The sequence below is a fragment of the Arcicella aquatica genome (assembly GCF_034928825.1).
GTDB lineage: Bacteria > Bacteroidota > Bacteroidia > Cytophagales > Spirosomataceae > Arcicella > Arcicella aquatica.
The window spans coordinates 227,066-237,772 of the sequence record NZ_JAYFUL010000006.1 but is presented as its reverse complement, the minus strand read 5'-3'; the positions used below and the strand labels follow the sequence as shown (position 1 = coordinate 237,772).

Annotated in this window: 11 protein-coding genes; 3 read left to right on the top strand and 8 right to left on the bottom strand. The window is 33.3% G+C overall.

The genetic code is table 11. From position 1 onward, the window contains the following. On the top strand, positions 1-459 hold a 459-nt coding region (locus tag VB264_RS06110; RefSeq protein WP_407654646.1), incomplete at its 5' end, for a transposase. Next, positions 440-844 carry an integrase core domain-containing protein gene (locus VB264_RS06105; RefSeq protein ID WP_323247655.1) on the top strand — a complete coding sequence of 135 codons (405 nt, stop codon included), beginning with the start codon at positions 440-442 and terminating at the stop codon, positions 842-844. The genes VB264_RS06110 and VB264_RS06105, both read left to right, overlap by 20 nt. 191 nt (positions 845-1,035) lie before the next feature. Here VB264_RS06105 and VB264_RS06100 read toward each other — a convergent pair whose 3' ends face one another. The 4 genes from VB264_RS06100 to VB264_RS06085 form a co-directional block, all read right to left on the bottom strand. Then, the gene (locus VB264_RS06100) at positions 1,036-1,506 is read right to left on the bottom strand and encodes a nucleoside triphosphate pyrophosphohydrolase family protein (RefSeq protein ID WP_323247653.1); all 471 of its coding nucleotides are present in this window, start codon (positions 1,504-1,506) and stop codon (positions 1,036-1,038) included. 653 nt (positions 1,507-2,159) lie between these two features. Continuing rightward, entirely contained in the window at positions 2,160-2,630 is a 471-nt protein-coding gene (locus VB264_RS06095; protein ID WP_323247651.1) for a helix-turn-helix transcriptional regulator, read from the bottom strand. A 99-nt stretch (positions 2,631-2,729) separates the two neighbouring features. Next, positions 2,730-3,587 carry a CvfB family protein gene (locus tag VB264_RS06090; protein ID WP_323247649.1) on the bottom strand — a complete coding sequence of 286 codons (858 nt, stop codon included), beginning with the start codon at positions 3,585-3,587 and terminating at the stop codon, positions 2,730-2,732. A gap of 162 nt (positions 3,588-3,749) precedes the next feature. Next, the gene (locus VB264_RS06085; RefSeq protein ID WP_309916419.1) at positions 3,750-4,568 is read right to left on the bottom strand and encodes a 2,3,4,5-tetrahydropyridine-2,6-dicarboxylate N-succinyltransferase; all 819 of its coding nucleotides are present in this window, start codon (positions 4,566-4,568) and stop codon (positions 3,750-3,752) included. An 826-nt stretch (positions 4,569-5,394) separates the two neighbouring features. On the opposite strand from VB264_RS06085, the gene gap reads away from it, so the two are divergent. Continuing rightward, complete coding sequence (gene gap, locus VB264_RS06080) at positions 5,395-6,405, top strand: type I glyceraldehyde-3-phosphate dehydrogenase (RefSeq protein ID WP_323247648.1); 1,011 nt, start codon at positions 5,395-5,397, stop codon at positions 6,403-6,405. A gap of 62 nt (positions 6,406-6,467) precedes the next feature. Here gap and trmB read toward each other — a convergent pair whose 3' ends face one another. The 4 genes from trmB to VB264_RS06060 all read right to left on the bottom strand — a co-directional run bounded on the left by trmB (position 6,468) and on the right by VB264_RS06060 (position 10,691). After that, positions 6,468-7,121, bottom strand: a complete 654-nt coding sequence (gene trmB, locus VB264_RS06075) for a tRNA (guanosine(46)-N7)-methyltransferase TrmB (RefSeq protein ID WP_323247647.1) — start codon at positions 7,119-7,121, stop codon at positions 6,468-6,470. Positions 7,122-7,169: 48 nt separating this feature from the next. Next, positions 7,170-8,462 carry a bifunctional folylpolyglutamate synthase/dihydrofolate synthase gene (locus VB264_RS06070; protein WP_323247645.1) on the bottom strand — a complete coding sequence of 431 codons (1,293 nt, stop codon included), beginning with the start codon at positions 8,460-8,462 and terminating at the stop codon, positions 7,170-7,172. A 138-nt stretch (positions 8,463-8,600) separates the two neighbouring features. Then, positions 8,601-9,575 (bottom strand): energy transducer TonB, encoded by a 975-nt coding sequence (locus VB264_RS06065; RefSeq protein ID WP_323247643.1) that lies wholly within the window; start codon positions 9,573-9,575, stop codon positions 8,601-8,603. A 36-nt stretch (positions 9,576-9,611) separates the two neighbouring features. Further along, positions 9,612-10,691 carry an HU domain-containing protein gene (locus VB264_RS06060; RefSeq protein WP_323247641.1) on the bottom strand — a complete coding sequence of 360 codons (1,080 nt, stop codon included), beginning with the start codon at positions 10,689-10,691 and terminating at the stop codon, positions 9,612-9,614. Between the last annotated feature and the right edge of the window lie 16 nt (positions 10,692-10,707).

The window sequence follows — 10,707 nt, the reverse complement described above, 5'->3', positions numbered from 1 at the left end:
GCTATCAAGCAAATGGAGAAGAATGTGTTTGAATTCGACTTGGTTCTCGGAGAAATCAAACGGATTCGTAAGCGTATTCCTGGGATTGGTTCAGGGAAGTTGTATGAGTTAATAAAACCTTTCTTTTTTTTCCATCAGTTAAAAATTGGTCGTGATAAACTGCACCAGTTGATGAAAAAAGAGGGTTTATTGGTCAAACAGAAGCATTATAAGGTGGTGACTACTCAGTCGGATCACTCGTATAAAAAATACCCAAATCGGATAAAAGATTTTATTCCGACGGGTAGTGAACAGCTCTGGGTGAGCGATATGACGTACATTCAAGTGGGTCGTGGTTTTGTGTATTTATCTTTGATTATGGATGCTTTTTCTCGCAAGATTGTGGGCTGGGCTTTGCAACCAACCTTGGAAGCAAAAGGTCCCGTGGGTGCTTTTGAAAATGGCTTTGCAAACCCGTAAAAAGAGGACAGAATTAATTCATCATTCTGACCGAGGTGTTCAATATTGTTCGTGGGCTTACGTGGATTTAATTCAGAAAGCGGGTATCAAAATGAGTATGTGTTCTTCGGCAGAACCCAATGAAAATTCGATGGCTGAAAGACTCAACCGAACCCTAAAAGAAGAGTTCAATTTAGGCAATGGTTTTGTATCGGAAGAGGCAGCTTTAAAGGCGATTCCGCAGGTGATTGAGACCTACAATAATTACCGTCCTCATGCCTCGCTTGACTACAAAACGCCCATCCAATGTCATCATTTTGGGCAAGTTGAAAAATTAAGATGGTATCCTTATAAAAAAATAAGGTTTTCTAATGTGGTGAAAAAACAACCTGAAAAGGCTTTTTAGAAACTGTCAAGCTATTTCAGACGCATACGATTAAATTTGTTTTTTTGAAGCTGATAATATTGATAATATATATCTACTTAGAAGAGACTGGTTTATTGTAATGGATTGGTAATTAATAGGTTATCAATCCATATGAATGCCTTGATTATTTAATTCTGAGGCGATTAAATTTCAAGGCAGAATCATTAAAATTATAGTGTTAGAATACTTTTTAAATCAGCAGGTGAATATTTTACAGATTTAAGTACTTTATTATCTGAAGTTCTATAAACTAAAAATTTATCTTCATCTTTTATAATCTCAGCCACAGTGCCATCTTTTTGAAAATAGAATTTTACAGTATCCTCAGCCTCTTCATAAGTACTACAAGCTTTAGACATATTTGATCTTTGTACTTCATTAAAAAGGTCAACGAATTTTTCACCAAGACCAAACTCAAGTACAGCTCCAGAAAGCACATATTGAATATCACACAAAGCATCTGCTACTTCAATAAGATCATTAGCTTCAATGGCTTCTTGTAGCTCTCTCAATTCTTCGGCAATAAGACTTACTCTTAATTTACATCGTTCTAATGAAGGTATTTGTGGTTTATCAAGAATTGGAGCTTTGAATGTGCGATGAAATTCAGCAACTTGATTAAGAGAATCTATGCTTTGCATGTTTTGTATATAATGTTTTAGGTAAAAAATTAATCAAAATTAGTAAGAATAACGTTAAAATTATGCATCAATAAATGGATTTGCTTTTTTAAATATTACTATCATTACTAATAAAATTATAAGTATCTAATTATCAGTAAGTTATAAATTCACGTGGAACACTTTGGTTAACTATTTGATAATCAGCAAGATATATGTATGATTGTGTGAAACGTTACTTCAGATACTACCCTAAAGGGTGGGTATTTAAAGAGAAAACTACGATGATATAATAGGAAGTACCTAGCATAAATAGGTAGTTATCAATACGTAATAGAGTCGGATGGATAACAAAAAAATACTAGATGTTGTATTTAATTTATCCTATTATTAAATATAGAGATATATAAAATATCAGCTTATTTTTTTAAAAAGGATTTTTTTCGCCCACTTTTACCCTCTCTTAAAATCAAAATATCAAATTTTGATTTTAAGAGCCCATATCTTTTTCGTTCAAATAACATCCTGTTTAACCATTTTCTTTGATAAGAAGAGCACTTAAAAGAGGCATTATCTACCTCCTTTTCTATTTAATTCCTCTCTCTTTATCCAGCAAGTTTCCTCCTACTCTATCCATAACTACATAAGGGATATATTAAAAAAGTACAAATTTATTAAACAGGTTTACTTTCCATAAAGGTGCCATCCGTATAAAATATAACAATCCTTTCTATTTGCTTACCAGATGGAGCGGGTGCTTCAACCACCTCCGGACGCTCTGTTTTACGCCTCTGTAAGGCACTTACAGGCGATTGTACATATAATTGCTCAGGACTACTATTTTTAACCGATTCTTGGGGTTTTACATCTCTATTCTGGGTAGGCCTAATTGGTTGATTACTAATTACTTGTTTATGAGGCTGAGGGATATTCTGACTAAGTGAATCGTTATCAAAAAGAAGCCAATCTCTGTCTATGTCAGGAAATACCTTCAAAATCCTTTGTACAATGTCTAAACTAGGCTTATTTCTCCCAGATAGAATGTGTGAGATACTACTTCGTTGTATCCCTATGGCATCAGCAAAATAACTTGGGGAGAGCCCCTTATCTACTATTATCTGTTCTATTTTTTTATTTAAATCCATGTTACAAATGTTTAATACATATTTACAATAGTAATTTAATAATGTAAATATGATAATTGATTGTGTAAATTACAAATGTAATTGAATGTAAATGTTAATTTATTCTTGTTTATTGATGTAAATTCCATCTTCTTTGATGATAATTTGCATGTCTTTGTATAATCCCCCTATAGCTTTCTTAAAATCCTTTTTTGACATTTGTAAATTGCTATAAATAACCTCTGCACTTGTTTTATCATTGTATGGAAGGAATCCATTATGATTATTTAATTGAGATAATATGAACGATTTAGTATTGTCAATTCGTTCAAAACCGATTTTTTCCAATGTTAAATCAATCTTTCCGTCCTCTCTTATTTTCTTAATGTATCCAATTGTAAACTCTCCTAGATTTACAGATTTAAATACTTCATTTTTGTAAATTACACCTATTTTACATTTGTTAATCAATGCTTTTATGCCTAAATCTGTGTATTCGTATGGTAGCAATTCTACCTGTTGTTTTTCAGTAAATTCTTCTGCATCATTTGGGAGAAACTTATCGATCTTGGCAGAAGCAACTATTCTTTGGGTCTCTTCGTCTATATAAATATAAACTAAATAACTCCTTCCCACGGCCATTTTAGATTGTTGTTCACCAAAGGGAACAAGTAAATCTTTCATCAATCCCCAGTCTAAAAAGACCCCTAATTTACTCACATCTTTCACCTTTAAATAGGCAAACTCCCCCACTGTTGCATAAGGTTTCAAAGTAGTGGCAATAAGTCTATCTTCAGAATCTCTGTAGATGAATACATCTAGGAATTGTCCTATTTGAGTGCCTTCAGGAACATAGACTCTAGGAATCAAAATTTCTTCACCTTCAAAGCCATCTAAATACAAACCAAAGTCTAATTCCTTGATGACTTCTAGCCTGTTGTATTTACCTAATTGTAAAGGATGTGTCTCATTTATCATTATTATATATTATTTAGAATGAACATTCAGTTGGAATGTATATGTATTAACCGAATTTAAGATGAAAATCAATCAAATAGAATATTGAACGTTATTTTTAAGTTAATAGCAAGAAAAAAAGTCGTGATTTTCACGACTTTTTTTCTTGAATGGATACAATCCTTAAACAACTACATTATTCTCTCTTAGCGCTTGATTTAAAGAGGTTTTAAGGTCTGTACTTTCCTTGCGCTTACCAATGATTAAAGCACAAGGAACATTGTATTCACCCGCAGCAAATTTCTTGGTTAAACTTCCAGGAATAACCACACTATTCTCAGGAACGAATCCTATGTATTCTACAGGTTCAGTACCTGTTACATCTATTATTTTAGAACTCCCAGTGATTGTAACACCAGCTCCTAATACTGCACGTTTACCAATTCTTGCTCCTTCAACAACAATACAACGTGAGCCAATGAAAGCACCATCTTCAATAATCACTGGCGAAGCCTGTGGTGGCTCTAAAACGCCGCCAATTCCAACACCACCACTCAAGTGAACATCTTTACCGATTTGAGCACAACTACCCACTGTAGCCCAAGTATCTACCATTGTTCCCGAGTCTACATAAGCACCAATGTTTACGTATGATGGCATCATGATTACGCCTTTTGCTAAATAAGCTCCATATCTTGCTACTGCAGGTGGCACAACACGTACGCCTAAATTAGCATAATTATTCTTTAGTTTCATTTTATCATGAAATTCAAAAATACCTACTTCTTGCACTTCCATTTGGCGAATAGGGAAATACATTACGATTGCTTTTTTAACCCATTCATTGACCGTCCAAGAGCCATCTTCATTTGGATGTGCCGTTCTAAGCTCTCCCTTATCTACTTTTTCAACTACGGCTTCAATAGCTTTTTTTGTTTCATCTGATGAACGTAAAGTTGGATTCTCCCAAGCGTTTTCAATAATTTGTTTTAAATTTTCCATTTAAATATTTTGGATATTGTTGCTTTTATTTAATCTACAAAGATAATCTGTTTTGAACATACTTAATGAAATTATATTAAGAGAATCGTCTGATAGGATGTTATAGCATTAAGCTATTAGATATTATCCTCACTAGCGCTCTCCTATTTTATGTTGAAAACTGTTTGTTTACTTTAAATGATTCAATTAATTGATTTTAAGTGTATTGCAAATAGTATTTTTATACGAATATTAGATAAACAAAATATTATTTGGTTGATTATTTTAATGATAGTATGTCAATTTGACAGTTTATAGCCAGAAATAATTGAACACAAGATTTTCCTAATTTTATTTCTTTCTCAGATTGATTTCATTTGAATAGACTCTCTTTAGTGTATACAGTCTTTTAGGAACAGCTCTAGCATATATTTACAGATGTATGCATGATATCTTTATTTAAGCTCATTCCTATTGCGCTAAACGTAATAAATATCCCCTTCCCTATCCTTTTCTTAAGACTTTCATATTACTATATTTATCATTTATATGCTTTATAGAGGTTATATTATGCCGTAGCGAGGCAGATATTAAGTAGTTTAAGAGCAATTTTCTATCAGGATTGTAAGCTATAAATAAGGTAATAGTACAGTACATAAATTAGCAAAACTAAATAAAACAACTATTATTTTTAGTAATCTTAACCGAGTAATTAGTTTTTTACTAAATTTACTGCTAAAAATTACTAATGTGGATAGCCACTTATATATATTGTTTTTACTTGTATTATTCTCCTAAAAACTCTACTTTTGTACTGTAGATTTAATCAATTATCCCTTATTTAAAAATGGCAAAGGTAAAAGTTGCAATCAACGGTTTTGGACGCATAGGACGCTTAGTCTATCGTCAGATTTATAACATGGAAGGCATTGATATTGTAGCAATCAATGATTTAACTAGCCCTAAAGTGTTGGCTCATTTATTAAAATATGACTCAGCGCAAGGACGTTTTAATGCAGAAGTTACTTCTACTGAAAGCACTATTACAGTTAATGGCGAAGAAGTAACTATTTATGCTCAGAGAGATCCAGCTCTTATTCCTTGGGGAAAACACGAAGTTGACGTTGTATTAGAATGTACAGGCTTCTTTACTGATAAAGAAAAAGCTTCTGCTCATATAACTGCTGGTGCTAAGAAAGTAGTAATCTCTGCTCCTGCTACTGGTGATGCTAAAACAATTGTATTTAACGTAAATCACGATATTTTAGATGGTTCTGAAACAGTAATTAGTGGTGCATCTTGTACAACTAACTGTTTAGCTCCAATGGCAAAAGTATTAGAAGAACAATTTGGTATTGTAAACGGCTTAATGACAACTGTTCATGCTTATACAAATGACCAAAATACTTTGGATGCTCCACACGCTAAAGGTGATTTAAGAAGAGCTAGAGCTGCTGCTGAAAACATTGTACCAAACTCTACAGGTGCTGCAAAAGCAATTGGTTTAGTACTTCCTTCATTAAAAGGTAAATTGGATGGTTCTGCTCAAAGAGTTCCAACCATTACTGGTTCATTAACTGAACTTACTGTAATATTAGCTAAAAAAGTTACAGCTAGTGAAATCAATGAGGCAATGAAAGCAGCTTCAAACGAAAGCTTTGGTTATACTGAAGACGAAATCGTAAGTAGCGATATCATTGGTACTTCATTTGGTTCATTATTCGATGCAACACAAACTAAAGTACAAACTGTAGGTGATAGTCAAATCGTTAGAACTGTATCTTGGTACGATAACGAAATGTCTTACGTTTCTCAATTAGTACGTACAGTAAATTATTTTGCTCAATTGATTAAATAATCAACTGACAAATAAACAAAAAAGGTGAATCGTTTGATTCACCTTTTTTGTTTTATAACCTTTTAAAACGAGCAATACAAGTAATTAATATTGAAACCTTTTGCCGTAAAAATCTCTTCAAATCTGGTCTTAATATTATAATGCCTTACATTCAAATCAGAATTATACAGGTCTGTAGTTTCAATTAAGCCCTTCGCTCCAAAATCATTTAAAGCAGTGATTGAGTATTTAAAAAATGATTCTGAATCTGTTTTTAAATGTAAATACCCTCCTGGGGATAAAATTTTAGCATAAATCTCTAAAAAACGTGGATTTGTAAGCCTTCTCCTTACGCCACTCTGTAATACTTGTGGGTCAGGAAAAGTTATCCAAATCTCAGACACTTCATTTTCTTCAAAAAAACTATCTAACCCATGTATTTTAGTTCTCAGAAAGGCAACATTCCTTAAATTACCTTCAATCGCTTTCTGACTCCCCACTGCTATCCTATCCCCTTTTATATCAATGCCTATAAAATTCTTATCAGGAAATAACTTGGCCAACCCTACTGTATATTCACCCTTTCCACAGCCCAGTTCAAGTACGATGGGATTTGAATTATGAAAAACCTCTTTATTCCATGCCCCTTTTATATTTTCATACAATGGTTTTCCTTCTTGTATAACATTCTCTTGAATAATATTACTCTCAAATCTTTTAGCTTTTTGCCTTCCCATTAATCTACTACTTATTTTTTTCTTAATATTTGAATTACGCTCTTAAAATTACAACTCGTCAATATCTGCTACTACAAAAGTACTTCCACCAACATAAATTAAATCTTTAGCTGAAGCCTGATTTTTAACAAAAGCAATGGCTTTGTTTACATCTTCTATGACAGAACCGTGCAAATTATAATGCATTGCTTTTTCACTTAATAGGTTGGCTTCTAACGCTCTAGGGACATTGGCTTGACAAAAGATATAGGTGGCTTCTTTAGGTAACAGCGCTAAAATGCCTTCAATATCTTTATCAGAAACAAAGCCTAATATCATCCATAGCTTATTGTATTTTATCTTTGCGATGCTTGATAGTACTTCAGTAATGCCACTTAAATTATGGGCTGTATCACAAATCATCGTTGGGTTTTCTGCTAATACTTGCCAACGCCCTTTTAATCCAGTGATTGAAACAACATTTTCAATTCCATATTTAACATCTTCGTTTGAAATATCAAATCCTTGTTGTTTCAATATTTCAACAGCTTGTAATACCCCTAAAATATTTTTTAACTGATAACTCCCCTTTAGTTGAGAAATATAAGTTTCAGATAAATTAGTTTTTTTATTGAGAATTTCTAATGTTAATGATAGTCCGTTGTTATCAAATGATTTTATTGAAAAACTATCTTCTGCAAAAAAGATATCGGCACCTTCTGCTAAGGCTTTCTGATTAAAGACGCCCTTGGTTTCATCTTGATACTCACTTATAACGACGGGCGTATTTCTTTTGATAATTCCAGCTTTTTCTCCAGCAATCAGAGCAAGGGTATCTCCTAAAATATCCGTATGATCAAAGCTAATGTTTGTGATGACAGATAGTTCTGGATGAATAATATTAGTAGAATCTAATCGCCCACCTAAACCTACTTCAATTACTGCAATATCAACCTGTTGACGGGCAAAATAGTCAAAGGCCATACCTACGCTCATTTCAAAAAAAGAAGGCTTTAAATCCTCTAAAAAACGCTGATTCTCTGCCACGAAGGAAACAACTTCTTCTTCAGCTATTGGCGCTCCATTAATACGAATGCGTTCAGTATATGATTTTAAATGTGGCGAAGTATATAAGCCTGTTTTATAACCCGCAACTTGCAAAATAGCAGCGATAAAATGTGAAGTACTTCCTTTTCCATTGGTCCCTGCAATATGAATTGTTTTAAATTTTTCATGAGGGTTTCCTAAATGCGCACAAATAGCATTGGTATTATCTAAGTTGGCCTTGAAAGCTTTCTTCCCTATTCTGTGGAATACGGGTAGTTGTTGGTATAAATAATGAATAGTTTCTTCGTAGGTCATTTTATTAAAATCGGATGTTTAAAGAGCAATCCTGATGATTTATCCTGATTATCTAATGAACAAAGATAATTGATGGATGCTCTTAAAAGAAAAAAAGTGTAAGCCTTTCGACTTACACTTTTCAATAATTATCTCAAATTATCTCGGACTTAATTTGAAAGTGACTGTTCCAGAGGAATATTCTGGTCTATCTCCATCACTTGTCGGTCTAAATTTCGTCTTCTGAACTGTTCTTTTGTATTTCTGCATGACTGTTGGACTAACTGTGCTTTCGACAAGACTAATATCAACTACATCACCATCAGAATCTACTTTAATTTTGAATCGAATAATACCTGTATCGTTTGAATCATCATCAACAACAGGTTTACTAAACCATGTCCAACCTGTTAAATTTAAGGAACTTCCACCGCTTCCGCTTCCTCCTGTTCCACCGTTACCATCTCCTGCTGGTCGTTTGGTGTAATCCCCTCCTTCTACTACTTTTCCTTCTGGCTGGCCTTGATTTCCCTTCCCTTTGGAATTTCCATCAGATGCTCCTCCTGGTCTTGATTCTGTTCCCGAAGTACCATTAGAAGAACTATTTCCTTTCTTGGTTGGTAACAGTGCTGAATTATCAATTTTCTTCTCAGGGACTTTAACAGGTGCAGGAGTTGGCTTTACTTCAGCTGGTTTTGTTGCAACCTTTTTCTCAACTTTAGTTATTACTTCCTCTTTCACTTTTACAGGGCTCGTAACTTTGCTACTGACTACTGGTGGTTCTTTAGGAGCTTTCTTAACAACTGTTTTTACTTTTTCAACTTCTGGAGGAATCACAGGCTTTGGAACTACCTTTTCTATTTTCTTAGTTTCAGTCGAAGCTTTAGATTCTATTTCTTCTTTTAAATCACTGGCTTTGTTTTTTGTATAAACTTTTCCACTTCCTGATTTATCTGTCCCAAAATTCATGACAAAACCTCCATCACCCACTAATTCTTCTTTTTTGTTCTCCTCACTAGTCCATACCGTAATGTACCAAAATAAGTAAAACATTAAAGCATTAATGATAATTGTAATAATAAGCGCTCTCTGCCTATTTTTACTTTCTTCTTCTTCGAGTTGATAGGAGTTCATTGATATAATAGCTAATGATTGATAGAATAACCAAACTTACTTTTTAAATATCCAGGCATTTTGGTTGATAGCTTTAGCAACTTTGATAGCTTCTTCGTTAGCTGATTCTTCATCATTAAAACCGCCAGCAGAAACTTTTATTAATTTACCGCCTTTTGATGGTTTTAAAATAGAAGCATGAGAGAAACCTTTACGTTTCAATGATGCTAGTTGATTTTCGGCATTCTCTTTTTCTCCAAAACTTCCTGTTATTACAAAAAAACGATTTTCATCTTCATTTAGTATCGGTTTTTCAATTGATTTAACAGCAGGAATAATTTTCACAAATTTAGAAGAATCTACTTTTGGAACTACTGCCATAGGAGTAGCTGTATCCACAGGTACGGGGTCAGCGTAAGCTTCCATCTCTGCAGGTTGTTTCTGCGAAAATTGAAATGGATTGAAAGAACTTAAACTGTTTTTCTCATTATCATATAAATAAATAGCTGAGACAAACAATGAAGCAGCTACCATAGCCACTAAAAATTTCAATACAGGAGTTCTTTTTTTATCCTTAGTAGTCAATACTCTATTAGCCATAACTTTAAGCTCTATCGCTGATGTATCACGATCATTACTAGCAAAAACATGTTGAATAGTTTTCTGAGACACTGTATTATTAACCAGCGTATCCACTTTAATAATTGGCTGAGTAATATTACTTCTTTTGATAGATATTTTTTCTAATCCGAAACTTTCCCCTAAAAAATTACTTTGTTCTGAAGCATGAAATTGAATTTTACCTTCCTCATTTTGCGTAAACATACCAACTCCATTGATATGAAAGTATTGCTCAACACGAATGCCTTTCTTGGCTTCTTCAACAAACAGTTTAATTTTATGAGTAGCTTCTTCACGGCTTATTCCTTCATGCTTGGCAATAAAGTTACTCAACAAACCATCATCATTTTTTAGTAAGCCATTGAAAGCCAACCATTTTTGTGCAGGCTTGATATATTGTTCTAATTTATCAACCTTGGCACAATCAAAATTGGTTACGAATCCTCCAAAATCTGGGATTACCACACAATCTTGTTCAAAGAGTAATTCTCTAATATGATTTTGTACTGTTATCATAAATTTTAAAAGAATT